This window comes from Clostridium sp. M62/1 (assembly GCF_020736365.1).
In the GTDB taxonomy this organism is placed as follows: domain Bacteria; phylum Bacillota; class Clostridia; order Lachnospirales; family Lachnospiraceae; genus Otoolea; species Otoolea saccharolyticum_A.
Genome location: NZ_CP085988.1, coordinates 2728967 through 2753427, shown reverse-complemented (window position 1 = coordinate 2753427; position 24461 = coordinate 2728967). Strand labels below are relative to the sequence as shown.

The window sequence follows — 24461 nt, the reverse complement described above, 5'->3', positions numbered from 1 at the left end:
GCATATCCTGCGGATATGCATCTCTCCGAGGGATGCACACTCGCCGCCGCAGTGTTTTGGCTCCCTTCGGGCGCCAGCGGCTCGGCGCAGGTATAATGCCTGCTCTGCAGTCATTATACCATATCCTGCGGATATGCAGCCTCCGTCGGAACATAGCGCCCGGCTTTCAGCAGTAAATGCTGAAACCGGTATGCGCAGGTATAATGCTCGCTCTGCGAACATTATACCATGTCAGGCAGGGTTGAGGAAGGGAGACTTGGGTACTTAAAAACAGCCGCTTTTTGCAGACCTTCGACGGTTATGTCTCGAAGCGGCGAAGCAGCAGAGAATCACTGGGAGGAAAAGATGGAACACAGAAACAGGGCAGAGGGAAAAAATGTTTTTCTGTTTGATTTGGACGGAACGCTGACGGATCCGGCTCAGGGGATTACGAAGTCAGTTCAGTACGCGCTGCGGTCATACGGGATAGAGGTAGAACATCTGGAGGAACTGTATCCGTTTATCGGTCCGCCTTTAAGAGACAGTTTTCAGGAATATTACCATTTTTCGCCGGAGAGGGCAGGGGAGGCTATTCTCCGCTACAGGGAGTACTTTGCTGTCCGCGGAATATTTGAAAATGAAGTCTATCCGGGAATCCCCGAGCTTTTGGAAGCACTCAGCAGCAGGGGTGCTGTGCTGGCGGTTGCCACCTCCAAGCCGGAGGTATTTGCAGAGCAGATTCTTGCTCATTTTGGGCTCAGGCAGTATTTTCACTGCGTCGCCGGGGCTGACATGGAAGAAACCCGTGTGAAAAAGGGTGATGTAATCCGGTACTGCTTTGAAAAAATGGGTCTCCCCCCTGAATGCAGGAGCAGATGCCTGATGATTGGGGATCGGATGCATGACGTGGCAGGTGCAGCGCAGGCAGGGATTGACTGTGTGGGAGCCGGGTATGGCTTTGCAGAAGACGGAGAGCTTGAGGAGGCCGGAGCTGTTTTTGTGGCTGAGAACGTGAGACAGCTTTCAGAATACCTGTTAGCCGCGCTGGAAACAGGGAATAATGACTGCAGAGCAGACATTATTCCTGCGCATACCATGCCTGCTTGAGCATGCATTTGACGGGCGGTCCCATCGGGACGTCAGTCGAGATGGGATAATGGCAGAACAGAAAAATAGAAAGAAGAAAGGGGAAGCGGATATGGCATTTCATCTGATTGATATGGAAAAATGGGAGAGAAGGGAGCACTATCACTATTACAGGGATCTGCTTAAAGTAAGGTATAACCTGAATGTGAATGTGGACATCACAGAGCTTCTCGCCCAGGTGAAGGAACAGAAGCTCAAATTTTATCCGGTTTTTATTTACATTATCATGCGGGCAGTAAATCAGAACAGGGAAATGCGGATGCAGACAGACAGCGAGGGGAGGCTGGGATACTGGGATGAATGTCATCCTTCCTACACGATCTTCCACCCGGATGACAAGACGTTTTCTGACATCTGGACAGAGTACAGCCCGGATTTCACCACCTTTTACCGGGCGGCTGTCCGGGATATGGAGGAGTACAGGGATGTAAAGGGTGTGAAGGCAAAACCTGGGAGGCCGGACAATTTCTGCGCCGTGTCCTGCGTGCCGTGGCTGAGCTTTACCGGATACGCAAGCGACACGTACTCCGATTCCCCCATGCTCTTTCCTGTGGTGCTGTTTGGAAGATATTTTGAGGAGAATGGAAGGATTCTTCTGCCTCTGGGAATTGCGGTGAACCATGCGGCTGCAGACGGCTACCACAGCTGCAGGCTGCTGAATGACATAAAGGAAATTGCGGGAACGATCAGGCTGCCGCAGAATGTAAAAGGAGAACAGTAAAATGAATCATGCACAGATAAGAGCAGTGATTTTTGACCTGGATGGACTTCTGATTGACAGTGAAATCATTTCCTACCGTCTGTACCAGGAGCTTCTGAGGCCCTACGGCCATAACCTTACGCTGGAGGATTACGCCTCTGGCTACAGCGGAAAGACGCGCCGGAAAATATGAGAAAGGCTGTGGAGACGTTCGGGCTTCCCTTCCGGGTGGAGGAGGGGCTGGAAAAAATTTTCGCTATGGAGCGGGAATATGTGGAGAGAGGAGTTGCCCTGAAGCCGGGAGCGGACAAGCTGCTCACCTATCTGAGGCAAAAGCAGTATAAGATTCTTCTGGCAACCTCCAGCACCAAAGACAGAGCGCTGACGATTCTTATGAAAAATAGAATTGAGCAGTTTTTTGATCACATGGTGTTCGGGTACGAGGTGGAGCGGGGCAAGCCCTGGCCGGATATTTTCCTGAAGGCCTGCGAAAAGGCGCAGGAAAAACCGGAGAACTGTCTGGTGCTGGAGGACAGCGAGGCAGGAGTGCAGGCTGCCTGCGCCGCTGGAATTCCCGTAATCTGCATCCCCGATATGAAGCGGCCCGGGGAGGAAATCCTGCAGGGAGCCGTGGGAGTGATGGAATCTCTTGAACACGTGGAGGACTTTCTAAAAGAGCAGGAACAGACTGACCGGGCAGAAGTATAGAGATAGCAAAATATAAATAACAGAAACAAACGCAGAATGCGGCAAAGGAACGGCTAAATTCCTCGCTGTATTCTGCGTTTGGCATTTCATTTATAAATTTTCGTTTGTGAAGTCTTCGCCGGGGCCCGGAAACCAGGACGGAGGATTCAGGAGTGAAGCATGCAGACAAAAAACGCAGACTTTTTGCAGCAGACGGCGGAATTACTGCTCTTTTCCGGAAAGCGCGGATTCGTCCGCGCCCCTGTCCTGGTTCAGTTCCTTTGACTTGCCCCGTATCAGGAGAACTCCGGCAGCAATCAGTGCTGCGGCTACAACGGTCTGAGGGATAATGCGGGCCAGGGCATAGATGAAATCAATGACCGACGGCGGCAGCAGGAGGAAAGGGAGAAGGTTGTGGCAAATCAGGGGATACAGGTTGTTCCACAGTACGGCAGCTCCAAATAAGATCAGGCAGCCAGCCGTAAATCTCCTGTGACTTCTGAAAAAGGAGGTGCCAGCCCTTATGCTGCTTACATGGAGCAGATAGCTATCCTCCAGGGCATAAAACTCCTCGTCAGGCAGAGAATTCAGGTTGTTGGTGTGAAAAAAGCTGTAAAACCACACTACCGGCGAGAGAAGACTCAGCACATAAAAATTCAGAAATCCTGAAAAGGAGAGAAGCAGGAGAAAGAGAGCCATCAGGCTGGTGCCCATTTTAAAGAATCCCAGATACATTTCCCCGGCTCCCGGAATCAGGGACCAGAGAAATGTCAGCAGTTTATTTTTCTTTCTTGTCATATCGAAATACCTCCAGATTCATTATTCGGTTAAGCTGTTCGGTGAAATCACTGACCCGTTCTTTTAGCGGCTCGGTGCTCCGGATGTCGTGCCGGATATAGGGTACAGGGAATTTATCAGCGGCCTCTGCCATTCTGTCTGCCCGCCCGGAAAGCGCCGGCATAAAGGCCAGGAGTATCAGAGAGCAGGCGACAGCCGCGCCCACCCGCAGACTGTAGAAAAAGAGCTCCATCCGTTTTGTTAAGGGTCTGGGGACCGGACGGCTGACTTCCGGAACGGCGGACCGGACGGCTGATTTTTGGGAAGTCTGCCTGCACCGGGACAGAATTTCCGCCTTCAGGTGGGCGGGAGCCATGACTAACTCTTTCTTTTCCACGTACTCTGCCAGCTGTGTCTGGCAGAATGGGCAGGAAAAAAGATGTTCAAGCTCCGCTCTGTCAAGACTTGAAATGGGACGGCCAGGTTTCAGGTGGCCGCGGATTTTTACAGGTTTATCTGTCATGGGGAAGCCCCTCCTTTCCATACAGCTTTCTAAGCATCCCTTTGGCCCGGTAGATCTGAGTCTGAAGGGTTTTGATGTTTTTTCCCGTTTTCTGCACAAGCTCACTGATTTCCATTTCATAGTAGTAGTAGTCAAGGGCCACCTCCCGGTAAGGAGATTTAAGAGCGCAGCAGCAGCGGTAGAGCCGTTCCCGCACTTCTTTTTCCAGATAATTTTCTTCCAGAGAGCCAGAAGACGGAAGTTCTGTAAAGAATTCCTCCTCTGTTGGGACAGAGCGGCGTCCGGCCCGCTTGGCCCAGTCAATGCACTTGTTGGTGGCGATTTTGCACAGCCAGGCCTTTGCGCTCTGACCGTCAAAAAGGGAGATTGCCTTATAAGCAGAGAGAAAGGTTTCCTGTGTCAGATCCTCTGCATCAAAATAATTTTCCGTATACTTGTAGCAGATCGAGAAAATCAGGTTCTGATACTGGTCAATATAGGCTTCCAGCTGCCTTTCTGCATTGATAAAACCGCCTCCCTTCTGTTGCCCTCTCATTTCTTAAAACGAGAGCAGAGTGCCGATCACTTCAAAAAAATGAAATGATTTCTGAAACAGCTGCTGTTTTTTTTTCTACCACAGATCGGACGGGGCGGCAAGGCCGAAGTACAGGCATCTTGCAGGCAAAAGGCAAAAGGAGTATAATCGGAGACAGGATGAGAGCGGCAGAAAGGAGGAGCGTGGAATGGAAAGACACGGGATGGATGAGGAGAGAAAAGAGACAGAGAAAGAGAACTGGAAGCAGGGCCTGATTGAGGCGGCGCTGGGCGCACTGGAAAGGGCGTATGCGCCCTACTCCGGCTTTCACGTGGCAGCTGCGCTCCTCTGCGGGGACGGCTCTGTATTTACGGGCTGCAATGTAGAAAATGCTTCCTATCCCGCGGGAATCTGTGCGGAGCGGAGTGCATTTTCGGCGGCGGTGAGCAGCGGAAAGAGGGAGTTTACGGCTATTGCCATCGTGGGCGGCAGGGATGGAAAGACAGAAAGCTACTGCGCACCCTGCGGGATCTGCCGCCAGGTGATGAGAGAATTCTGCCGTCCGGATGAATTTTTGATTCTGCTTGCCAGAACACCGGAGGATTACAAAGAATACACTCTTGAGGAGCTTCTGCCGGAGAGCTTCGGCCCGGAGAATCTGACAGTCAGCAAAGACTGATGGAAGCGTCTTCCCTGTCCTCCATGAATTGGAACTTGAAAAAGAGCTTCAAGTGTTGTATAATGACCTTACAACAAAAGAAAGTAATTCCTGGGATGTTCGATAACTCTTACTTTTTTTGAACCTACATTTGACATAACGGGATTCCAATATTTTTAAGCGGATGTCAGGCCTCCCTTCGAGTGGAAGACAGATGTTTAAGTGAGGTTGCCCACCTGGCGCGGCTAGGAGTCAATCTGGTAAGAGCCGGCATTTCGGGGTTACTAATGAAAAAAGCAGCGAGTAATCGCTGCTTTCTTTTTTTTCCTTTTCTTGCAAAACAACGTCAGGTCGGCTATACTGTACTGAGAAACTGCAGATAAATGGTTTGGAGGAAACTGTGATATATGAAAGATAATGACGTAAAGCGATACATCTGCCTGGGACTGACAGCCGTCTGCGTGATTGCCGTCTGTATTGTTTTCTGGTACTGCATTCAGGAGTGGAAAACAGTGAGCGCATTTCTCGGAAGGCTCCGTGGAATCGCGGCGCCGATTATCTACGGTTCCATCCTGGCTTACCTGCTGGCCCCTGTCTACAACCGTGTGACGGGTGCGGGGCTCAGGGTTCTGTCGGGAAGACTGAAAAGCAGAAAACACGCGGAAGTGATAGCCAGGGCCGTCGGAACGGCCGCCAGCCTGGCTGTGATCTTTGTGGTGATAGCGGGCCTTCTTCAGCTCATTATTCCACAGGTGGTGGACAGCATTATGGGGTTTCAGGCGGCGTTTCCCACCTATCTTCAGAACCTGTATTCCTGGATTCAGAAGCTTCTGGCAGACAATTCGGAGATTGAACAGATTGTAATCGGCAATATCCAGACAGCGGTGAGCCTGTTTGACGGATGGCTGGAGCAGGCGTTCACAAGGTTTGACATGAACCGCCTGGTGGAATTTCTGACTGGCGTCTCCAGCAGCCTGTTTCTGCTGTTCAATTTTGTCAAGAACTGGCTGATAGGCCTGATCGTAATGGTCTACATGCTGAACATCAAGGATCGCCTGATCACCCAGGCGAAAAAAATCGTCTACGGCTGTCTGAGCATCCGTCTGGCCAACCATGTGATCAGCGAAATGCGCCTGGTCCACAGGATGTTCGGCGGCTTCATCATTGGAAAAATTCTGGATTCCCTGATCATTGGAATCCTCTGCTTTATCGGAACCAGCATTCTGCATACGCCCTATGCGTTGCTTGTCAGCGTGATTGTCGGCGTAACCAACGTGATCCCGTTTTTTGGCCCGTTCATTGGGGCAATTCCCAGCGGTATCCTGGTGCTGCTTGTCAGCCCTGTCCAGTGTGCGGTTCTGCTTCTCTGGATTCTTATTCTTCAGCAGATCGACGGAAATATTATCGGCCCGAAGATCCTGGGAAACTCTACAGGGCTTGCCAGCTTCTGGGTGCTGTTTTCCATTCTCATTTTCGGGGGCCTGTTCGGCTTCGTGGGAATGATTATCGCTGTGCCGGGCTTTGCAGTCATCTATGATCTGGTGAAAAAGGCAGTGAACTATTCTCTGAGAAGAAAGCAGCTGTCTGTGAACACAGAGGATTAGGTCAGTTTACAAGAAACTACACTCAGACCACGAAACGGGTGCTGCTGACAACAAATAAAGGCTGAATATCAAGCACCGGGGAAGTGCGAGATATTCAGCCTGTTTTGTTGTTCGGGGTTTCCAAAGGGGCACCCTTTGGCACACGACTTTGCTTGCAAAGTGTAGTGTGTTATACGCTCTGTCGGCGTTGCAGCGAAAATAAGGTTGCCAACCGGGAGGGCAAGGGCATTTGAAGCAGCAGGAAAACAGGGCTGTGATTGCGTGGCGTGGAGCCGCAAGCGCAGGACTGCTTTCATCAGCAGACAGGGCGTATATGAAAACCCCCGTCCCGCATCCCACGCCGGACTTCGGGACAAAATGTCCCGAACTTGTGGACACTCTCACGAAAAAGCAGACGGATTTTCCTTTCAAAATTGAGATGGGCGGGAAGCCATTTTAGGGCTTTCCCGCCTTGATTGCCCATCAGCAAAGGCGGGCGGGACTGTCAACGGCGGTGCATTTGTGCGCCGTTCATCTTGACCGTTGACTGGCTCGGCTGACTTTGCTATTTGTATCTCATAACCTTGTAGTTAGTTTGCTAATTCGCTTACTGGTTTTTGGCTGAAAAGGACAGTAATAGCATATACATATTCGTAATCATACTTTTCGTATTCCTCTGGTTGAAAAAAATAATCAACTACATAGGAATGTACTTCATTTTTAGAAGTTATTATCTGTATCACTAACGGAATTTCTTGGTCATAAACAATTTCCTGTTTATCACTCAAAACAGAAGTAGCATAGCCCATACCAGTAATATCATTTTCGCTTTCTTTGAAGTATGATGTTGAACCATTGTTATGTTCGCTTTGTATAGCAATCCTCAAACCGTCTGCGAGATTATCAAAGCCGAGAGCAAGCCGTCCTTCTGCATCCTCGAATGCTTGTCCACCACCTCCTGCGACTATGTGCCATTCTCCATCAATCAATTCATAGGTGTTTATTTGCATACTTTTCACCGTATCATCTAAGGAAAAATCATACAGACGATATTCTTGATTTAATCCCAATAGTTCGGCAATATTTTTTTCTTCTTCTGTCAACTGTGCTTCCTCAATATACATTTGGTCTAAATTATTTTCTGCACAAGCAGTCAATGAAACACTTAATACCACACCCAGTAACAATGCCCATATTCGTTTCATCATAAAACCTCCTCATTTTATTTCTTCCCCCGCTGTGGGGTTGGATTTTTCAGCAAGTCCGACTTCTGTGCAATCTTTTTCAGCCACTTCTTTTCTTCCTCGGACAGCTTCTTCAAATTCAATTTAAGCCGCTTACAGATAAACGCCAAAGACGCTTGTTCCGGGTCGCCGTCCTCGCTGGCGACTTCGTCTGCGGTCTGTAAAAAATCTTTCAGCGGGTTATCCTCCGGGACGCTGAAAAAATCGTCCTTATGCGCTTCCCGCAGGTCAAGAGCTATCTTGTTTATGTCCTGCTGTATCACATAGCGGCAAAAACTATCATCATCAATATGGGCGGCGATAAGCTGTCTTAACTGCGGGTCGGTCAAGCCGGGATTGTGCTGCTTCATAATGGTTGCGCTTACAGCGTCCACAATGGCGTTTGCACTCTGTACCTGTTTTCCCGCCACGCCGTTCACATAGATTTCAAGGTCAGCCATCAGCCGGGGAAAATCCGGGTGTACTGCCAGCTCGCACAAGAGTGAATTATCCACCAGCCCACTTTTCAAGAGTTCAATCATATCATCACTCAAACGCAGGTCTGCAAGATCGGCGTTTGGGTGATTTTTTGTTTGAGAACGCCCCAGCAGATAATCAACAGTCACTTCATAAAACTTTGCTAACTCAATAAGGGCATAATGGCTGATGTCCTTGAAATTATCCCCCTCATAACTGCCCAGCGCCGACTTGGAGAGATGTGTTTGCTCTGCAAGCTGTTCCAGCGTCAGCCCACGCTCCACACGCAGGTCTTTCAATCGTTCTTGTATGGATAGTTCCATGCTCTCCCTCCTTGTCTGCCCGATATAATTCCTGTTATTCGTTGCTTCCTACCCAATAGCAACCAGCCCCGATAACAGCAGTTAATACCTTAAGAGCCTCCAAATACATGTCATAATTGCTCCACCTAATTATGAAGCCTGCCAGAAAATAAATGACAACAAAAACAATTACAGAGATAATCGCTCTTTTGATTTTAGTATTCATAATTTTCACTCCTGTCATTTTGAGATTGTTGTATGACTATTTTTATTCTACCACAATTCCGAGAGCGTGGAAATAGAGAGTTTTCCGGGCTGATTTCCGACCTTATGGATATACGGGACGGGCGGTCTTTTAGGTGTAGACTTAGGGTAGTTCATCGATGAGCTGCACCTTGAAAAATGAATGACCGTCCGAAAAGGAATACCCCGGCAGGGGAAGCACCGCAACGAGCCACTTCGGGACAAAATGTCCCGAAGTCCGGGGAGCGTGCCAACGCCGGAACACGCCGCAGGAATGGGGCAGGAAGCCTTTTCGGGGAGAACGGCAAAGGAAAAATGGAGGGAACACATGAGAGAGAACCCATATAAACGACTGCCGCCCATAGAGCGCAAGCCGGACGGTTCCCTTTACCGCATGACACCGGCACAGAGGAAACAGGCAAACGCCCTGATCCGCCGGGAGTGCTGCTGTTATGAGGACGGGAACTGTATGCTCCTTGACGATGGGGACACCCACACCTGCCCCCAGACCATTTCTTTCTCGGTCTGCTGTAAGTGGTTCCGCTGGTCGGTCTTGCCGCAAATCGGGACGCTGGAAGCGGAGATTTTCCGGGATAAGGAGCTAAAACGCTGTGCGGTCTGCGGCAGAGTGTTCGTCCCCAAGTCCAACCGGGCGAAATACTGTCCCGACTGTGCCGCCAGAGTTCACAGGCGGCAGAAAACAGAAAGTGAACGGAAAAGGAGGTCTTGTGTGGACAGTTAGGGGCTGAAAAGTCCTTGATTTACAAGGCTTTACAAGCACAGAACAGGGGCAGGCAATAGAAACTACCGTCTGCCCCAGAAAACGGGCTTCTAACCGTCCACAAAACACGATATGACAAACACCATTTATATCCATCAGCCGGAAAAGGCGGTCAGCTTTACCCGGCTTCCTAATTTCCTTTTTGAAGCCCCCACATTCACACCCCTGTCCAACGAAGCAAAGGTACTGTATGCCTTTATCCTGCGCCGAACAGACCTGTCCCGGAAAAACGGCTGGGCGGACGAATACGGGCGCATTTACCTCTACTATCCCATCAACGAGGTGGTAGAGCTACTCCTCTGCGGACGGCAGAAAGCGGTCAACACCCTGCGGGAGCTGCAATACGCCGGACTGGTGGAAATCCAGAAGCAGGGCTGTGGAAAACCCAACCGTATTTACCCAAAATCCTACGAAGCGGTTCCAAACACCGACTTCAAGAAATCCGGTTATGGAACGCCAGAGGACTGAAAACTGCACTCATAGAGTACGATAATCAATCCTCTTGAAGTACGAAAATCGGACGGTATATAGAAATACAGAGATAAAAATATTGATTTATATTCTATCCATTCCCTTCCTATCTGAGATATTTTCTGCGGGATTTTCCTGTGGAAAAGTCCCGGAAGGGAACGGAATGGGGAAAGGAGTTTCATGGCACAACACGCAATTTTGCGATTTGAAAAACACAAGGGCAATCCGGCAAGACCGCTGGAAGCCCATCACGAACGGCAAAAGGAACAGTACGCCAGCAATCCCGACATTGACACCAGCCGGAGCAAGTACAACTTCCACATCGTTAAGCCAGAGGGCAGGTACTACCACTTCATTAAAAGCCGCATTGAACAGGCTGGCTGCCGCACCCGCAGGGACAGCACCCGGTTTGTGGATACGCTGATTACCGCCAGCCCGGAATTTTTTAAGAAGAAGTCCCCAAAGGAGATACAGGCGTTTTTCCAGCGGGCAGCGGACTTCTTAATCGGACGGGTAGGAAAAGAAAATATCGTGTCGGCGGTAGTACACATGGACGAGAAAACGCCCCACCTGCATTTGGTCTTTGTCCCTCTGACAGAGGACAACCGCCTGTGTGCAAAGGAGATTATAGGGAACAGAGCCAACCTCACAAAATGGCAGGACGATTTTCACGCCTATATGGTGGAGAAATATCCCGACTTGGAGCGTGGGGAAAGTGCCAGCAAGACAGGCAGGAAGCATATCCCCACCCGTCTGTTCAAGCAGGCGGTCAATCTCTCAAAACAGGCAAGAGCCATTGAAGCCACGCTGGACGGTATTACCCCGTTCAATGCCGGAAAGAAGAAAGAGGAAGCCCTCTCCCTGCTGAAAAAGTGGTTTCCTCAGATGGAGAACTTCTCCGGTCAGCTCAAAAAATACAAGGTCACAATAAACGACCTTTTGGCAGAAAATGAACAGTTGGAAGCCAGAGCCAAAGCCAGCGAAAAAGGCAAGATGAAAGATACGATGGAACGGGCAAAGCTGGAAAGCGAGCTGAAAGACATTCAGCGGCTGGTAGACCGTATCCCGCCGGAAGTGCTGGCAGAGCTGAAACGGCAACAGCGGCACACAAGGGAACGGTGATTGATGACAGAAAACATTTCTCGCCGCAGCATGGCGGCACTGCACTTTGAAAATTAAATACGGAGGTACTATGGAGCATATCAGATACAAGAAAGAAACCGAAGTCGTGACTTTTCAGGGAAAGGAAATCACGCTGGAAAATCTCTCCCCGGTGTTCACGCCGGAGCAGGAAGCGGCAAAACGCCGGGAGCTGGAACAGCAGCTTTATGAGGTGTTCCGCAAGTATGCCAACAAACGGCAGAGTGAGGAAGCCGGGGCATAAGGTTTTCCGAAGCCATCGTTGATTTGCGGGGCTGCTGGCGGTATAATAAAACTGTCAGCAGCTCCGTTTCTTTTTAAGAAAAGGAGCGACAATATGAACAATCGAATAGACGCAATCTATGCAAGACAATCGGTAGACAAAAAGGACAGCATTTCCATTGAAAGCCAGATTGAATTTTGCAAATACGAGTTGAAAGGCGGTAACTGCAAGGAATACACAGACAAAGGGTACAGCGGCAAGAACACAGACCGTCCGAAGTTTCAAGAACTGGTGCGGGACATCAAGCGGGGTTTAATTGCAAAAGTCGTGGTTTACAAGCTCGACCGTATCAGCCGTTCCATTCTGGACTTTGCCAATATGATGGAGCTGTTCCAACAGTACAATGTGGAGTTTGTGTCCTCTACGGAAAAGTTTGATACCTCCACCCCGATGGGGCGGGCGATGTTAAATATCTGTATCGTGTTCGCCCAGCTTGAGAGGGAAACCATACAGAAACGGGTAACGGACGCTTACTATTCCCGCAGCCAGCGAGGTTTCAAGATGGGTGGGAAAGCCCCTTACGGCTTCCATACAGAGCCGATTAAGATGGACGGTATCAACACAAAAAAGCTGGTGGTAAATCCAGATGAAGCGGCAAATATCCGGCTGATGTTTGAGATGTACGCCCAGCCCACAACCTCCTACGGGGACATTACCCGGTACTTTGCCGAACAGGGGATTTTATTCAACGGCAAAGAGCTGATACGCCCCACGTTGGCGCAGATGTTACGCAATCCTGTCTATGTGCAGGCAGACCTTGATGTGTACGAGTTTTTCAAAAGTCAAGGGACAGTCATTGTCAATGACGCCGCCGATTTTACTGGCATGAACGGATGCTATCTGTATCAAGGGCGAGATGTGAAGCCCAGCAAAAAGAACGACTTGAAAGACCAAATGCTGGTGCTGGCTCCCCATGAGGGCATTGTCCCCTCCGACATCTGGCTGACCTGCCGCAAGAAGCTGATGAACAACATGAAAATCCAGTCTGCCCGGAAAGCCACCCATACATGGCTGGCGGGAAAAATCAAATGCGGGAATTGCGGGTATGCCCTTATGAGCATTAACAATCCTGTGGGAAAGCAATATCTCCGCTGCACAAAACGGCTGGACAATAAAAGCTGTGCCGGGTGCGGGAAAATCATTACTTCGGAACTGGAAGCAGTTGTTTATCAGCAGATGGTAAAGAAACTGGCAAGCTACAAGACGCTGACAGGCAGAAAGAAAGCGGCAAAGGCAAATCCGAAAATTGCCGCCCTGCAAGTGGAGCTTGCCCATGTGGACAGCGAGATTGAAAAGCTGGTGGACAGTCTGACGGGTGCAAACAATGTCCTGCTCTCCTATGTGAATGTGAAGATAGCAGAACTGGACGGGCGCAAGCAGGAACTTCTGGCGAGGATAGCGGAACTGACGGTGGAAGCCATTAGCCCGGAACAGGTCAGCCAGATTTCCGGCTACCTCGACACTTGGGAGAATGTATCCTTTGATGACAAGCGGCGGGTGGTGGATTTGATGATTACCACCATAGCTGCCACAAGCGACAGCTTGAATATCACATGGAAAATCTGACGGGTGGAACCCCTCCCGTCAGATACCTACCCTGTGTAGTCCCTTGTAAACTGTACTTTACCGGAGGCTAGACTATATCGATGAAGAGAAAAAGACATATGTAAGTAGGGAGAATGAATGAGTTCTAAAAAGATGGTTTACTGGACAGGGGCGGTGGCTGCGGCTGTGCTCCTGCTGATTATTCTGATTGTGACACTGGATCACAATGGAAACTATGTTTCCAGAGCTCTGGCGGGAAAGGCGCTGGCTCTGGGGATGACAGACAGGGAAACCTGTGAAGCCTGGGAGGATGAAAATGAATCAAACTTCCCCTCCTCCCTGAAAGGGCAGTGGTATGTAAAATATCTGGACTATCTGATAGGAAACGGGTATATGGAGCTTCCCGGGGATGAAGACGGGGAGGAAAGACAGGCAGATATGGAGGACTTCGCCGCAGGCGCGATTACCTACGGGGAAGTCGCCTATGCGGCAGAGCAGGTGGAGTCCGGTCTTTCCAGGGCTCTAGGCGTGTCCAGAAAGAAATACAGCGATCCCATTCCCAAGGAGGAGTGGTGGCTGTTTTATGAAACCTTTCTGAAGCAGGCAGACCCGGAAGGGACAGTTCAGACAAAAACGATTGCCCTCTATGGAACTCCGGCCAATGTGGAGGGGGCTGAGAGCTGGACGGCCTACACAAGTGAGGGGGAGCTTCAGTTCGAGGGGCTTTCCCTGGATGCCTACATAGACCACGAGATTGAAGTGTGCATCCGGGGGACGGATATCATACGCATGGAGCGGGATGTTTCGGACGAGGTTGTCTACAAAAATGCCTGGCTGATCCCTGACGGGGAGAAAAACAGGATGGAGGTTTATATAGGAGGGACAGTAAGAGAATTTCCTCTGGAGGACGCGGTAGAGGAAGAGGCAGGAGGCGTGCTGGCCGATGTGTCCTTAAAGGACGGAAAGATAAGGAAGCTGTCTTTAAAAAAGGACACCATAGAGGGAAAGGTGCTTGCCGTCCGGGACAATGCCATCGAAATCGAGGGCTATGGAAATGTGGCAATTACTGATGACTTTAAGGTTTACAAGACCTACGGCACAGTAAAAGAGGCCAGAAAAAAGGATATTCTGGTAGGATATGACATTCAGAAATTTGTGGTGGAGGATAAGCGTATCTGCGCCGCCCTTCTGGTGAAAAGCTTTGACGCGAGAAATATCAGGGTACTTCTGATGGACACAGGCTTTCAGTCTATTTTCCACGACACAGTTACCCTGAAGTGTTCTGTCCCCATGAAGGTTGTGCTGGGAGACTATGAGTTCACCGTGGAGGCAGGGGAGAAGTTTACAGTCTTTGACGGAGATGAGAGGCTCAGAAGATCCGACAGGCGGTTTATCATCGAACCGGAGGATCCCACAAAGTCTATCGATGTGACTACCATCGAGAGGGGGCAGGGAACGCCGTCCTACCAGGGAACGCTGGAAATCAGCCAGGAGAAGGAAGGGCTTCTGCTTTTAAATGATCTGGACGTGGAGGACTACCTGACCAGAGTGGTTCCAAGTGAGATGCCAGCCTCCTATGAGATGGAGGCCCTGAAGGCTCAGGCCGTCTGCGCCAGAACCTACGCCTACCGGCAGATCAAGGCCAATGCCTACAGCCAGTATGGCGCTCATGTGGATGACAGCACCAACTATCAGGTTTACAACAACACGGCCTCCAGCGAGCGCACAGACACCGCTGTGATGGAGACCTACGGCCAGATGGTATTCTACGGGGATAATCCTGCGGAAACCTATTATTTTTCCACCTCCTGCGGCCATACAACCGACGGAACTATCTGGGGAGCAGATCAGAGCGCAGTTCCCTATCTGAAGGGAGTGTCCCTGACCGATGGCAGAACTGTGATGAAGGAACTGAGAGATAATGAGTCCTTTGAGAAATTTATCCGCGACAAGGACGCAGAGACCTATGACTCCACCTTCCCCATGTACCGCTGGGAGACGAAGATTACAAACCGCAGCCTGGAAGAAAAGATTACGGGAATCGGAGAGATCCAGGCTCTGGCTGTGACAGAGCGGGAAACCGGCGGAATTGCGAAGAAGCTGAAGGTATACGGAAGCGAGGGAGAGACTGTCATAAGCGGGGAAAGCCAGATTCGGAGCACTCTCGGAAGCACGGAGCTTGTATACAAGAAAAATGACGGAAAAACCCTGACGGGATGGAGCAATCTTCCAAGCGCCTATATCGCCATTGACGAGACCGCCAGAGACGAGGAGAGCGGACTGCGCACCTTCACCATCTGGGGCGGCGGCTACGGCCACGGCGTCGGAATGAGCCAGAACGGCGCCCAGCAGATGGCCAGAGAGGGGATGGATTACGAGGACATTCTGACCTTCTTCTACGACGGCGTGGAGATAAGAGAACTGTCCTGACAGCAGAGTCAGAGGAGGAGGGATAGTGAAAACCCTCATAAGCCCCTCCCCCCACAGCACCTGCTCACCCAAAGAAAAAGGGAAGGATTTACAGTGACTTCGCCGGAACTGTAAATCCTTCCCTTTTTCTCTCTTTTACTCTTATTTGCGGTACAGGTAGACGGGCAGTCCATCCTTCATTTTTCTCTCAGGCTCGCCTTTGATAATCGGAAGGGCATAGTCGAAAAATTCTTTTCCGATGTTTGTGCCCCCGTCGGTAATCCATTCTTTCGGGAAGGTCTTTTCCTGATTGCACACCTGGTTCACATCCACGGTGGAGCAGGAAAGACGGTAATCGTCTCCCGGTTCTCTTACAAAGGCAATCATTTTTCCCGTAGTCCCTTTCAGGGCCTCAGCTACGCCTGCCGCTCCGGCCATGGCAGCCTCTGCGATGTCAGCGGCGGAAACGATCATGCCGCTGCAGCGCTGGCATACATTCAGCTCCACAGAGCGAACCTTTACCTTAAACTGCTGGCGCACGAAGTTTTCAAGAATCTTTCCGCAGCCGGTCAGCATCTTGTGGCCGAAGGTGTCTACCTGGGCCTCGGCGGTGTACTCGCAGATAAAGCGGCCGGAGGCGTCGGAAAGTCCCTCTGAGACGCAGACAACCACGTTTGTATTCTTCCTGAAGGCCTGCTCCAGATCCCTGGAAAACTGTTCTAAGGAGAAGGCGGATTCCGGCAGATAGATGAGAAGAGGGTTATCGTTTTCATGCTTTCTGGCCAGTACGCTGGCAGCAGTGAGCCATCCTGCGTGGCGTCCCATCAGCTCCACGATGGTGACTGACTTCTGCTGGTAAACGGTAGCGTCGAGTACGATCTCCCGGACCATGGAGGCTACATACTTGGCGGCGCTTCCGAAGCCCGGCGTGTGATCCGTCATGACCAGATCATTGTCAATGGTTTTCGGTATGCCGATTACCCGGATGGGGCTGTTGATTCCGGCAGCATAGCGGGACAGCTTGCTTACTGTGTCCATGGAATCATTTCCGCCGATGTAAAAAAAGTATCCTATATTTAAGGCCTCAAATTTTCTGAACAGAGTCGGATAGACCTCAGAGCTCAGATCCTCCGGCAGCTTGAAGCGGCAGGAGCCAAGATAGGCGGCAGGAGTCAGCTTCAGAATTTCCAGCTCCTCCTTGCTGAGCGTTTCCGAAAGGTCCAGGACATGATCGGCCAAAAAGCCTTCAATTCCATTCTCCATACCGTAAACGGTTCCAATCTGATCCCCGTGTCTGATACTTTCTGTAATAACTCCGTAAAGGCTTGCATTGATTACGGCGGTGGGGCCGCCGGACTGTCCTACAAGTACGTTTTTCTTCATTGTGAGGTTTCTCTCCTTTGTGATTGTGGTAATACCGCACCTATTTTATAATAGGAGGCTTTGGATTTCAACCTGTTTTAACGCCTTTTTGGCCATTTATCCGGGAAGAAGACGGAGAAATGAAAAATTTATGTAAAATGATCCTGCAAAAATATCACATAAATTTGACGAAAGCAGTATTTTAGATTTTACATTGCGCGAGCTATACTATAGCTGTTCCTGAGGGAACAAAGCAGTTACTGAACAAATCAGGCAAAGCCTGAAAATCATTTAGAAAACAAGGAGATTAAATTATGAAAAAAATTCTTACACTTATGGCAGCAGGCGCTGTGGCAGCCAGTATGACAGCATGCGGAAGCTCAGGCACGGCAGGCACAACAGCAGCAGTGGAAGCAGCAGATACCACGGCAGCAGATACTACAGCAGCAGGAAGCACGGCAGCTGAGGCAGAGACAGAGGCGGCTGAGGTAAACGAGGATCTGACAGGAATGATTACGGCGGCAGGTTCTTCCGCATTAAAGCCTCTTGTAGACGACGCAGCCGACATGTTTGCTGAGAAGTATCCGAACGTAGCTATCACAATTGATGCCGGCGGTTCAGGAGAGGGCTTAAAGCAGGTTTCCGAGGGGACAGTAAACATCGGAAACTCTGATGTTCCGGCAGAGGATAAGCTGGAGCCGGAGCAGGCGGCAGAGCTGGTAGACCATCAGGTGTGCGTTGTGACCATGGCTCCTATCGTAAATAATGACGTATATGAGGCCGGCGTTACAGACCTGACAAAAGAGCAGTTAATCGGAATCTTCACAGGTGAGATTAAGAACTGGAGCGAGGTCGGCGGACCAGATGAGGACGTAGTTCTTGTGACACGGCCTACATCCTCCGGAACAAGAGCAACTTTCCAGAAATACGCTCTGGATGGAAACGAGGAGGCTTCCAACGCAGCTATGGAGACAGATGATTCCGGCGTACTTCTCCAGAATGTAAAAGATACAAAGGGAGCAATCGGATATGTAGCTTTATCCTACCTGACAGGTGATGCAGGAGTTTCCACAGTTGCAATCGACGGTGTTGAGCCTACTTTAGAGAATACATACAGCGGCGACTATCCGGTATGGACTTATGAGCATATGTACACAAAGGGTGAGCCGGACGAGGTGACCAAGGCATTCATCGACTACATCATGTCTGACGAGTACGGCGAGCAGATGGAATCATTAGGCTACGGTGTATCTTCCAAGATGACAGTAACTGAGCACTAATCAAGGATACGTTTCAGCAGCTAAACCTTTTGCCCCGGCGGCAGGAGGTATGGCTGCGATAAATCAAAGACAATGAAATGAAGAGGGGCTGGCCGCCTGAATGGGCCTCCCCTCTCATTTCAGGCCAGGAGGATTTATGGATACGACAAAAGGAAAAAGCATGTTTGCCAAGGAATATTTCTGGCGGGATCTCATGACGGCGTGCGGCTTGTTTGTGATTGTCCTGACTATCGGGATTGGAGCGTTCCTGGTGTACAAAGGTTCAGCCACCTTTCTGACCTACGGACACACGCTCTGGGAATTCCTGGGTTCAGCCCAGTGGGCGCCGGCAGATAACTCCGACGGCGGAGGGACAGTCGGGGCGCTGATTTTTGTAGTAGGTTCTCTGTGTACCTGCGGTCTGGCGCTTCTCATTGCAGCTCCGTTTTCCCTGGGCTCAGCCATTTTTATCACAGACATTTCTCCAAAATTCGGAGAAAAATTTTACCGTCCGGTCGTGGAGATCTTTGCCGGAATCCCATCTGTAGTATACGGCTGGGTAGGTCTTACTGTGCTGGTTCCGGCGATTAAGACGGTGTTTGACCGCCAGGTCGGCCATTCGATTCTGGCCGCCGGCATTGTGCTGGCTGTGATGATTTTTCCCACTATCACGACAGTGGCAGCGGACGCCCTGAGGGCAGTTCCGAAGGAGTGCCGTATGGCGGCATACGGCCTCGGTTCTACCAGATGGCAGACCATCTATAAAATTGTCATTCCGGCAGCTGCGCCGGGAATTATCTCCGGAATTATTCTGGGGCTTGCAAGAGCGTTCGGAGAGGCTCTGGCAGTTGCCATGGTAATCGGCCAGACGACTGCTCTGCCTACCAGCATTTTTTCTACAACGAAAACACTTACGACAGAGATTGCGGCTCAGATGGGAAATGCCATGGAGGGCGGAGAGATGAAATCGGCCCTCTGGTCCATGGCGCTTCTTCTGTTCCTTATCTCCCTGTTTTTCATTTTTCTGATTCACCGGGTATCTGCAGTGAAGCCGGATAAGGACGACAGGAAAGCAGTTCTGAAAGGAGGAAAATAAAAGTGGCAGAAAAGAGAATCAGACGTGCCAAAGCAGTTGACACATTTATGACGGCAGTCTTTTATGCCATCGCCATTTTCTTCTTCACGCTTCTCATTGCGTTTGCCGGAAAGGTAATCATCGGAGGACTTCTCGGCGCAACGCCGGAGATGTTCCGCTTTGAGAGAAAGGGAAGTATTGGAAACCAGCTTTTTAATACGGTTTATCTGGTGTTCATCTCACTTGTGGTATCCGTACCCTTAGGCGTGGGAGCGGGAATTTACCTGGGCATGTACGCAAAGCCGGGCAGGGTAACGCGCTTTTTGAGAATGTGTATTGAAACACTGTCATCTCTCCCGTCCATCGTAGTCGGACTGTTCGGATACCTGGTATTTCTGGTGTTTTTCGGCATGGGGAAGAGCCTGATTGCAGGCGCGCTTTCCGTATCGATCCTGACTCTGCCTCTGATCACAACGACGACAGAGGATGCCATCAAGGGTCTTCCGGCCGGTTACTACCAGGCCAGCCTGGGGCTGGGGGCCACGAAATGGCAGAGTATTTTCCATGTGCTTCTTCCGGCCTGTGTGCCCCGCATCATGACAGGAGTTATCCTGGCAGCTGGAAGAGGATTTGGAGAGGCGGCAGCCCTTCTCTACACGACAGGTTCAGGAACTGCTCTGAAATGGGGAAACTGGAATCTGTCTGCCCCGACCTGTCCTTTTAATCCGTTCCGTCCTGCAGAAACTCTGTCGATTCAGATCTGGAACCTGCAGGTGAACGGACAGGACAGAGCGCTGGCAAACTGCGCCTCCGCCGTTTTAATGCTCCTGGTACTGGCGTTCAGTATCGGCGCAAATGTGTGGAGCCACCATATCAAGAAGAAAAATGCAGGAGAGTAAGACAGGAAAACGTCTGAGAAGAGAGAAATCAAAAGGAAATCAGCGAAAGGAAAATCAGCTATGGCAGAAGCAAACATTCACAACGCCGGCTCAGTGAACGGAGAGAATGCTCCGGCAGCCGTGACGAAGTTTGATATATCAGGACTGAACCTCCACTACGGAGAATTTCACGCCCTGAAGAACATCGATATGAAAATCGAGGAAAAGAAGATTACCGCCTTTATCGGTCCGTCCGGCTGCGGAAAGTCTACCTTTTTAAAAACCCTCAACCGCATGAATGACCTGGTGGAGAATGTTAAAATTGACGGAACCGTACGCCTGGACGGCACGGATATTTTCCGTGAGATGGATGCCATCACCCTGAGACACAGAGTCGGAATGGTATTTCAGCAGCCCAACCCTTTTCCAAAGAGCGTCTATGACAATGTAGCCTACGGCCCCAGGATTTTCGGGATCAGAAAAAAAGATCAGCTGGATGAGATTGTGGAGAGGAGTCTTCGCCAGGCGGCAATCTGGGATGAGTTAAAGGACCGTCTGCACAAGAGCGCCATGGGACTTTCCGGAGGACAGCAGCAGAGACTTTGCATCGCCAGGACGCTGGCGGTGGAGCCGGATGTGATCCTGATGGATGAGCCCACATCGGCTCTGGATCCGATCTCCACCTCCAAAATCGAGGATCTGGCCATGGAGCTGAAGGAAAAGTATACCATTATCATTGTCACCCACAATATGCAGCAGGCCGCCAGAATCTCCGATCAGACAGCTTTCTTCCTTCTGGGCGAGTGCGTGGAGTTCGGGGATACGGGAGAAATGTTTGCCATGCCAAAGGATAAGCGGACAGAGGATTATATTACAGGGAGGTTCGGTTGATGAGGAAGAATTTCGACAGGCAGCTTAACAATCTGGAAAAGCAGCTGATCAAGATGGGGGGCCTCTGCGAGGAGGCGATCTCCCTGTCAGCGAGGGCCCTTGGCGGAGAGGGGGCGCCGGATCTGCAGTCCCAGGTACATGAGCTGGAAAGTGAGATTAACAATCTGGAGAGGGAGATTGAGGGAAGCTGCATGACGCTGCTTTTAAGACAGCAGCCCATCGCCCACGATCTCCGAAATGTATCAGCAGCTCTCCGAATGATCTCTGATCTGGAGCGGATCGGGGATCAGGCAGAGGATATTGCAGAGCTGGTGCCCCATATTGCGGGAAGCGGACTGCAGAGCAAGGTGCACATTAATCAGATGTCCATGGCAGCCGTGAAGATGGTGATGGACAGTGTCGATGCCTTTGTGAAGGAAGATCTGGCTCTGGCCAGGAAGGTGCAGGCTGATGACGATGAGGTGGATCGCCTGTTTGACTGTGTAAAGGGCGAGCTTATGGAGCTGATCGAGAAGAAGGGAATCGGCGCCGAGGAGGCTCTGGATTTCCTGATGGCTGCCAAATATCTTGAAAGAATCGGCGATCATGCCGTCAATGTGGCTGAGTGGGTGGAGTATTCCATCACGGGAGTGCATAAGAGCGGAGAGCTTGCAGAGCGGTAAGAGAGCATGACTTGTCACGTGCAAATTAAACAGAAGGCGATCGGGCTGCTGATTCTGCGCCAGTCCGCCCGCCTTCTGTGTTTATACCGGAGAGAAAGGCTATACATGAACTTGACAGAACCGCCTTACAAACTCCGCAATAAGAGGATGTGAGCTGCCGTTTTGCCAGAATATCTTCCGCTTCTGCGTGTATGCAGTGAGCGGTGTTAATATTACGCCGCCTGAGCTTAGATTAAGCGAAGAAACTTCAAAGGAGATGTACCTGAATGGATGTCCGGAATATTCAGTATCAGAAGATACGATCATTACATCAGTCTTTTTTGTCTCAAAATAATGAAGCAGTTCTTCTTCCTGTCCAATCCAAAGCGTATAATGCAAATCAGGGTACTGTTCCAGCATCTCAGACAGGAGATTTGAAATAAAGTATGCTGTGTAAAAATCGGATGCAGCAATTCTCAATGCATATGTTTGCCTGTGCTTTTCAGTGTCTTTCTGTATACGGCAATGCAGGACTTAGGGTTTGCAATGCAAGTGTCGGAACACGAATTTAAGCTGTATGACGCTCAGTCAGAACGAAAATATTTGAATTTTAACAGCCGCCAGTATGCACAGATGGCTTTGCTGAAAATTTTATTCCCCATCAATATATGAAGGACAAAAAGTGCTGCGAAAAAACGGTGCTTATGATATAGAATGGGCGAATGCCCAGTAAAAAATACAGTAATGGAGGGTATCCAAAGGTCATAAAAAGATCTGAGGGATACCCTCTTTTCAATTATGCAGGGAGAGCAGAAAAGCCGCCTGCAGGCCAAAATCAGTTCTTCTCTTTTTCCTCCGCATGCTTTTTGTGCTTGCGGTTCAGTTTCTCCACCAGAGCAGATGTGCGGGTACGGTAATCGTCCAGCTCTGTCACGATTCCCATGAAGGAGGAAACCATATCCAGGGAGGAGCGCAGCGTGATCTGCTCGCTCTGATAGATAGCCCGCTTGGTCAGGCGCATGGCTGTCTGCGGCGCTTCCAGGAGCTTCTGCATGTAGGCTTCCACATAGTCATCCAGCTCGTCGTCGGGAACTACATGGGTCACCAGACCAATCCGTTCTGCCTCAGCACCCTTTAAGACCTTGGTAGTCCAGAACATATCGAGAGCCTTGTCACGTCCGATGATGCGGGGGAGGAAGTAAGCGCCGCCGTCGCCTGGTACGATACCGGCGTTAAAGTAGCTCTCAGACATGGTAGCACTCTCTGAAGCGATTCTCACATCGCACATGAGAGCCATGTCAAGACCTGCTCCTACGGCTGCTCCGTGGATCTTTGCCACCACCGGCTTGTCAATCTCCTCCAGGATCAGAGGAATTCGCTGAATGCCCTTCCAGAGGGAATTTTTGCGGGCGAGGGCGGTGGAGGAAATATCGTCGTGGCTTTCAAAGAATCCGTCGCCTGCTGCCATAGCCTTTACATCTCCGCCGGCACAGAAGGCCTTTCCGTTTCCCGAAAGCAGGACAGCGTAAATATCCTCCCTGTCCCTCACATCTTCCAGGGCCTTTGTCCAGAGGTGAATCATCTCCTCGCTGAAACAGTTTAAATGCTCTGGCCTGTTCATGGTAATGCGTGCCAGATGTCCCTTTACTTCATAAATCAGATCTGCCATAAGTTATGTATCCTTTCTTTCTGGTTCTGCTTTTATTCTTGTATTCTGTTTCACCCTATATTTCGTATTGCGCGTATAAGCTGTCTCAGTCTGCTGAGAGTGCCGTTTTTTCAATAATTAATATACGGTATAACAATAAATTTATAGAATATTGAGTATCTATAAAAGAATTCATATAAACTAAGGCCATTATACGAAGAAGAAAAGCGCCTGTCAATCTGAACTTGATATTTTGAGGAGGCTAAAAGGTCTTTTAACGAAAAATTAACACGGAGCTCTCCTGTCTTCGCAGATTCTCTCTGAATTCACGGCGCCTTCGGCTGTAAAGCTGCTGCAGCAGCGACTTTTCTTTTCCAACCCAGTGCGATCCCAGCGGAGCGTTTTTATATAACAGGGAACGAAGTTTCCTGTTATATAAAAAATCCCCCGCCTGCTGCACGAAGCCAACAGGCAGGGGACTAAAAAGGGGAGGATAAGTATTCAAAAATTTCTCTTTTGTTGATATTCCTATTATGGCCAGACCGGGGAGGAATATACATTCAAACTGAAAAAATCTTTGCAAAAACCTGAAAACTGTTATATACTATTCTGGACAAGCAGATGCGGTAACTTAAATTAATAAAAAAGGAAGGTTATTACGTATGACATTACTGGAAAACTGGAGAAACCTCGCGTACGGCGACGGACTCGATGATAAAAAGAGAGAAGAACTGTGGTCCGGCTATTTCGCAATCGAGAAGGGAATCTATGAGCAGATTCTCTCCAACCCGACAGAGGTGGTAGAGGGAACCGTTAAGGAGCTGGCTGAGAAGTACAACACAGAGATTCTGATTATGACAGGTTTCCTGGACGGAATCAACGAGAGCTTAAAGGGTTATGAGAACCAGATCGAGACCATGGATGAGAATACAGTTGTAAAGATCGAGATTGATCCGGAGAAGCTGTACTGGAACATGGTTGAGGCAAAAGCAGACTGGCTGTACAACCTGCCTCAGTGGGATGCAATCCTGACTCCTGAGAAGAGAAAGGAGCTTTACAGAAACCAGAAGGCATCCGGCACTGTGCGCAATGAGCAGAAAATTTATCCAAACGATCCATGTCCATGCGGCAGCGGAAAGAAATATAAAAAGTGCTGCGGAAAAAACAAATAAAAGCATAGAATAAGGCAGAAGGCAAAAAAGAGAGCTGGCCGGGGATTTCTCCTCCGGAAGCTCTCTTTTTCCGATCTCCCGCTGTATGGGAACT

General features: G+C 50.0%; 28 protein-coding genes and 1 other RNA gene. 20 read left to right on the top strand and 9 right to left on the bottom strand.

What is annotated here, in order from left to right; all coding sequences use genetic code 11:
* The first annotated feature begins 345 nt into the window (after positions 1–345).
* The 4 genes from LK436_RS12925 to LK436_RS12915 all read left to right on the top strand — a co-directional run bounded on the left by LK436_RS12925 (position 346) and on the right by LK436_RS12915 (position 2533).
* Complete coding sequence (locus LK436_RS12925) at positions 346–1086, top strand: HAD family hydrolase (protein WP_044930492.1); 741 nt, start codon at positions 346–348, stop codon at positions 1084–1086.
* A 91-nt stretch (positions 1087–1177) separates the two neighbouring features.
* A complete protein-coding gene (locus LK436_RS12920) occupies positions 1178–1846 on the top strand; it encodes a chloramphenicol acetyltransferase (protein ID WP_021966742.1) in 669 nt (222 codons plus the stop codon).
* A gap of 1 nt (position 1847) precedes the next feature.
* Positions 1848–2018 (top strand): HAD hydrolase-like protein, encoded by a 171-nt coding sequence (locus LK436_RS18370; protein WP_008395185.1) that lies wholly within the window; start codon positions 1848–1850, stop codon positions 2016–2018.
* Positions 2015–2533 (top strand): HAD family hydrolase, encoded by a 519-nt coding sequence (locus LK436_RS12915; protein WP_008395186.1) that lies wholly within the window; start codon positions 2015–2017, stop codon positions 2531–2533. The genes LK436_RS18370 and LK436_RS12915 overlap by 4 nt, the downstream gene beginning before the upstream one ends.
* Before the next feature lie 201 nt (positions 2534–2734).
* Here LK436_RS12915 and LK436_RS12910 read toward each other — a convergent pair whose 3' ends face one another.
* Genes LK436_RS12910 through LK436_RS12900 form a run of 3 tightly spaced genes read right to left on the bottom strand, consistent with a single transcriptional unit; the run spans position 2735 to position 4347 of the window.
* Positions 2735–3310: a membrane protein gene (locus tag LK436_RS12910; protein ID WP_008395187.1), complete on the bottom strand. Its 576-nt coding sequence runs from the start codon at positions 3308–3310 to the stop codon at positions 2735–2737.
* Positions 3291–3812, bottom strand: coding sequence for an anti-sigma factor (locus LK436_RS12905; protein ID WP_008395188.1), 522 nt, complete (start codon positions 3810–3812; stop codon positions 3291–3293). Before LK436_RS12905 ends, LK436_RS12910 begins: the two co-directional genes overlap by 20 nt.
* Positions 3802–4347, bottom strand: a complete 546-nt coding sequence (locus LK436_RS12900) for an RNA polymerase sigma factor (protein WP_008395190.1) — start codon at positions 4345–4347, stop codon at positions 3802–3804. Before LK436_RS12900 ends, LK436_RS12905 begins: the two co-directional genes overlap by 11 nt.
* Positions 4348–4534: 187 nt before the next feature.
* Here LK436_RS12900 and LK436_RS12895 point away from each other — a divergent pair, with 187 nt between their 5' ends.
* The 4 genes from LK436_RS12895 to LK436_RS12880 all read left to right on the top strand — a co-directional run bounded on the left by LK436_RS12895 (position 4535) and on the right by LK436_RS12880 (position 7027).
* Positions 4535–5005 carry a cytidine deaminase gene (locus tag LK436_RS12895; RefSeq protein ID WP_008395193.1) on the top strand — a complete coding sequence of 157 codons (471 nt, stop codon included), beginning with the start codon at positions 4535–4537 and terminating at the stop codon, positions 5003–5005.
* A gap of 84 nt (positions 5006–5089) precedes the next feature.
* Positions 5090–5270, top strand: a non-coding RNA gene (gene ssrS, locus LK436_RS12890) — 6S RNA.
* A gap of 121 nt (positions 5271–5391) precedes the next feature.
* Complete coding sequence (locus LK436_RS12885) at positions 5392–6588, top strand: AI-2E family transporter (protein WP_008395194.1); 1197 nt, start codon at positions 5392–5394, stop codon at positions 6586–6588.
* 229 nt (positions 6589–6817) lie between these two features.
* Complete coding sequence (locus LK436_RS12880) at positions 6818–7027, top strand: gluconolactonase (RefSeq protein WP_008395195.1); 210 nt, start codon at positions 6818–6820, stop codon at positions 7025–7027.
* 130 nt (positions 7028–7157) lie between these two features.
* Here the strand turns inward: LK436_RS12880 and LK436_RS12875 are convergent, their stop codons facing one another.
* The 3 genes from LK436_RS12875 to LK436_RS12865 are packed head-to-tail and all read right to left on the bottom strand — an operon-like array spanning position 7158 to position 8795.
* Complete coding sequence (locus LK436_RS12875) at positions 7158–7775, bottom strand: hypothetical protein (RefSeq protein ID WP_008395196.1); 618 nt, start codon at positions 7773–7775, stop codon at positions 7158–7160.
* 14 nt (positions 7776–7789) lie between these two features.
* Positions 7790–8590, bottom strand: a complete 801-nt coding sequence (locus LK436_RS12870) for a helix-turn-helix domain-containing protein (protein WP_008395197.1) — start codon at positions 8588–8590, stop codon at positions 7790–7792.
* A 34-nt stretch (positions 8591–8624) separates the two neighbouring features.
* A complete protein-coding gene (locus LK436_RS12865) occupies positions 8625–8795 on the bottom strand; it encodes a hypothetical protein (protein ID WP_156796953.1) in 171 nt (56 codons plus the stop codon).
* Between the two features lie 345 nt (positions 8796–9140).
* Between LK436_RS12865 and LK436_RS12860 the strand changes: the two genes are divergently transcribed.
* The 6 genes from LK436_RS12860 (at position 9141) to LK436_RS12835 (ending at position 15462) form a co-directional block, all read left to right on the top strand.
* Entirely contained in the window at positions 9141–9554 is a 414-nt protein-coding gene (locus LK436_RS12860) for a cysteine-rich VLP domain-containing protein (RefSeq protein ID WP_041690076.1), read from the top strand.
* A gap of 111 nt (positions 9555–9665) precedes the next feature.
* Positions 9666–10061: a replication initiator protein A gene (locus LK436_RS12855; RefSeq protein WP_008395200.1), complete on the top strand. Its 396-nt coding sequence runs from the start codon at positions 9666–9668 to the stop codon at positions 10059–10061.
* Positions 10062–10244: 183 nt separating this feature from the next.
* A complete protein-coding gene (mobV, locus tag LK436_RS12850) occupies positions 10245–11186 on the top strand; it encodes a MobV family relaxase (protein ID WP_008395202.1) in 942 nt (313 codons plus the stop codon).
* 70 nt (positions 11187–11256) lie between these two features.
* On the top strand, positions 11257–11448 hold the full coding sequence (locus LK436_RS12845) for a hypothetical protein (protein ID WP_008396249.1): 192 nt from the start codon (positions 11257–11259) through the stop codon (positions 11446–11448).
* Between the two features lie 93 nt (positions 11449–11541).
* Positions 11542–13053 (top strand): recombinase family protein, encoded by a 1512-nt coding sequence (locus LK436_RS12840; protein WP_044930692.1) that lies wholly within the window; start codon positions 11542–11544, stop codon positions 13051–13053.
* 117 nt (positions 13054–13170) lie between these two features.
* Positions 13171–15462 (top strand): SpoIID/LytB domain-containing protein, encoded by a 2292-nt coding sequence (locus tag LK436_RS12835; RefSeq protein ID WP_008396246.1) that lies wholly within the window; start codon positions 13171–13173, stop codon positions 15460–15462.
* 141 nt (positions 15463–15603) lie between these two features.
* Here the strand turns inward: LK436_RS12835 and LK436_RS12830 are convergent, their stop codons facing one another.
* A complete protein-coding gene (locus LK436_RS12830; protein WP_008396244.1) occupies positions 15604–16824 on the bottom strand; it encodes a 6-phosphofructokinase in 1221 nt (406 codons plus the stop codon).
* Between the two features lie 293 nt (positions 16825–17117).
* Here LK436_RS12830 and LK436_RS12825 point away from each other — a divergent pair, with 293 nt between their 5' ends.
* The 5 genes from LK436_RS12825 (at position 17118) to phoU (ending at position 21568) form a co-directional block, all read left to right on the top strand.
* Complete coding sequence (locus LK436_RS12825; protein WP_008396241.1) at positions 17118–18083, top strand: phosphate ABC transporter substrate-binding protein; 966 nt, start codon at positions 17118–17120, stop codon at positions 18081–18083.
* Positions 18084–18219: 136 nt separating this feature from the next.
* On the top strand, positions 18220–19158 hold the full coding sequence (gene pstC, locus LK436_RS12820; RefSeq protein ID WP_008396240.1) for a phosphate ABC transporter permease subunit PstC: 939 nt from the start codon (positions 18220–18222) through the stop codon (positions 19156–19158).
* A 2-nt stretch (positions 19159–19160) separates the two neighbouring features.
* The gene (pstA, locus tag LK436_RS12815) at positions 19161–20036 is read left to right on the top strand and encodes a phosphate ABC transporter permease PstA (protein ID WP_008396238.1); all 876 of its coding nucleotides are present in this window, start codon (positions 19161–19163) and stop codon (positions 20034–20036) included.
* 60 nt (positions 20037–20096) lie between these two features.
* A complete protein-coding gene (gene pstB, locus LK436_RS12810) occupies positions 20097–20906 on the top strand; it encodes a phosphate ABC transporter ATP-binding protein PstB (RefSeq protein ID WP_008396237.1) in 810 nt (269 codons plus the stop codon).
* Positions 20906–21568 (top strand): phosphate signaling complex protein PhoU, encoded by a 663-nt coding sequence (gene phoU / locus LK436_RS12805; protein ID WP_008396236.1) that lies wholly within the window; start codon positions 20906–20908, stop codon positions 21566–21568. Before pstB ends, phoU begins: the two co-directional genes overlap by 1 nt.
* 99 nt (positions 21569–21667) lie before the next feature.
* Here the strand turns inward: phoU and LK436_RS12800 are convergent, their stop codons facing one another.
* Both LK436_RS12800 and LK436_RS12795 read right to left on the bottom strand, forming a co-directional pair.
* Entirely contained in the window at positions 21668–22027 is a 360-nt protein-coding gene (locus LK436_RS12800; RefSeq protein WP_166460517.1) for a hypothetical protein, read from the bottom strand.
* 355 nt (positions 22028–22382) lie between these two features.
* Complete coding sequence (locus LK436_RS12795) at positions 22383–23216, bottom strand: enoyl-CoA hydratase/isomerase family protein (protein ID WP_008396232.1); 834 nt, start codon at positions 23214–23216, stop codon at positions 22383–22385.
* Between the two features lie 641 nt (positions 23217–23857).
* Between LK436_RS12795 and LK436_RS12790 the strand changes: the two genes are divergently transcribed.
* Positions 23858–24367, top strand: coding sequence for an SEC-C metal-binding domain-containing protein (locus LK436_RS12790; RefSeq protein WP_008396229.1), 510 nt, complete (start codon positions 23858–23860; stop codon positions 24365–24367).
* Positions 24368–24461 lie beyond the last annotated feature (94 nt).

What these genes read in the sequence shown, in the direction of transcription:
- mobV (WP_008395202.1), top strand. Translation starts at nt 10,245, where the DNA reads ATGGCACAACACGCAATTTTGCGATTTGAAAAACACAAGGGCAATCCG.
- LK436_RS18370 (WP_008395185.1), top strand. Translation starts at nt 1,848, where the DNA reads ATGAATCATGCACAGATAAGAGCAGTGATTTTTGACCTGGATGGACTT.
- LK436_RS12905 (WP_008395188.1), bottom strand. Translation starts at nt 3,812, where the DNA reads ATGACAGATAAACCTGTAAAAATCCGCGGCCACCTGAAACCTGGCCGT.
- LK436_RS12900 (WP_008395190.1), bottom strand. Translation starts at nt 4,347, where the DNA reads ATGAGAGGGCAACAGAAGGGAGGCGGTTTTATCAATGCAGAAAGGCAG.
- LK436_RS12845 (WP_008396249.1), top strand. Translation starts at nt 11,257, where the DNA reads ATGGAGCATATCAGATACAAGAAAGAAACCGAAGTCGTGACTTTTCAG.
- LK436_RS12925 (WP_044930492.1), top strand. Translation starts at nt 346, where the DNA reads ATGGAACACAGAAACAGGGCAGAGGGAAAAAATGTTTTTCTGTTTGAT.
- LK436_RS12885 (WP_008395194.1), top strand. Translation starts at nt 5,392, where the DNA reads ATGAAAGATAATGACGTAAAGCGATACATCTGCCTGGGACTGACAGCC.
- LK436_RS12790 (WP_008396229.1), top strand. Translation starts at nt 23,858, where the DNA reads ATGACATTACTGGAAAACTGGAGAAACCTCGCGTACGGCGACGGACTC.
- LK436_RS12855 (WP_008395200.1), top strand. Translation starts at nt 9,666, where the DNA reads ATGACAAACACCATTTATATCCATCAGCCGGAAAAGGCGGTCAGCTTT.
- pstC (WP_008396240.1), top strand. Translation starts at nt 18,220, where the DNA reads ATGGATACGACAAAAGGAAAAAGCATGTTTGCCAAGGAATATTTCTGG.
- LK436_RS12860 (WP_041690076.1), top strand. Translation starts at nt 9,141, where the DNA reads ATGAGAGAGAACCCATATAAACGACTGCCGCCCATAGAGCGCAAGCCG.
- LK436_RS12825 (WP_008396241.1), top strand. Translation starts at nt 17,118, where the DNA reads ATGAAAAAAATTCTTACACTTATGGCAGCAGGCGCTGTGGCAGCCAGT.
- LK436_RS12840 (WP_044930692.1), top strand. Translation starts at nt 11,542, where the DNA reads ATGAACAATCGAATAGACGCAATCTATGCAAGACAATCGGTAGACAAA.
- LK436_RS12870 (WP_008395197.1), bottom strand. Translation starts at nt 8,590, where the DNA reads ATGGAACTATCCATACAAGAACGATTGAAAGACCTGCGTGTGGAGCGT.
- pstB (WP_008396237.1), top strand. Translation starts at nt 20,097, where the DNA reads ATGGCAGAAGCAAACATTCACAACGCCGGCTCAGTGAACGGAGAGAAT.
- LK436_RS12835 (WP_008396246.1), top strand. Translation starts at nt 13,171, where the DNA reads ATGAGTTCTAAAAAGATGGTTTACTGGACAGGGGCGGTGGCTGCGGCT.
- LK436_RS12910 (WP_008395187.1), bottom strand. Translation starts at nt 3,310, where the DNA reads ATGACAAGAAAGAAAAATAAACTGCTGACATTTCTCTGGTCCCTGATT.
- LK436_RS12895 (WP_008395193.1), top strand. Translation starts at nt 4,535, where the DNA reads ATGGAAAGACACGGGATGGATGAGGAGAGAAAAGAGACAGAGAAAGAG.
- phoU (WP_008396236.1), top strand. Translation starts at nt 20,906, where the DNA reads ATGAGGAAGAATTTCGACAGGCAGCTTAACAATCTGGAAAAGCAGCTG.
- LK436_RS12795 (WP_008396232.1), bottom strand. Translation starts at nt 23,216, where the DNA reads ATGGCAGATCTGATTTATGAAGTAAAGGGACATCTGGCACGCATTACC.
- LK436_RS12875 (WP_008395196.1), bottom strand. Translation starts at nt 7,775, where the DNA reads ATGATGAAACGAATATGGGCATTGTTACTGGGTGTGGTATTAAGTGTT.
- LK436_RS12920 (WP_021966742.1), top strand. Translation starts at nt 1,178, where the DNA reads ATGGCATTTCATCTGATTGATATGGAAAAATGGGAGAGAAGGGAGCAC.
- LK436_RS12865 (WP_156796953.1), bottom strand. Translation starts at nt 8,795, where the DNA reads ATGAATACTAAAATCAAAAGAGCGATTATCTCTGTAATTGTTTTTGTT.
- LK436_RS12915 (WP_008395186.1), top strand. Translation starts at nt 2,015, where the DNA reads ATGAGAAAGGCTGTGGAGACGTTCGGGCTTCCCTTCCGGGTGGAGGAG.
- LK436_RS12830 (WP_008396244.1), bottom strand. Translation starts at nt 16,824, where the DNA reads ATGAAGAAAAACGTACTTGTAGGACAGTCCGGCGGCCCCACCGCCGTA.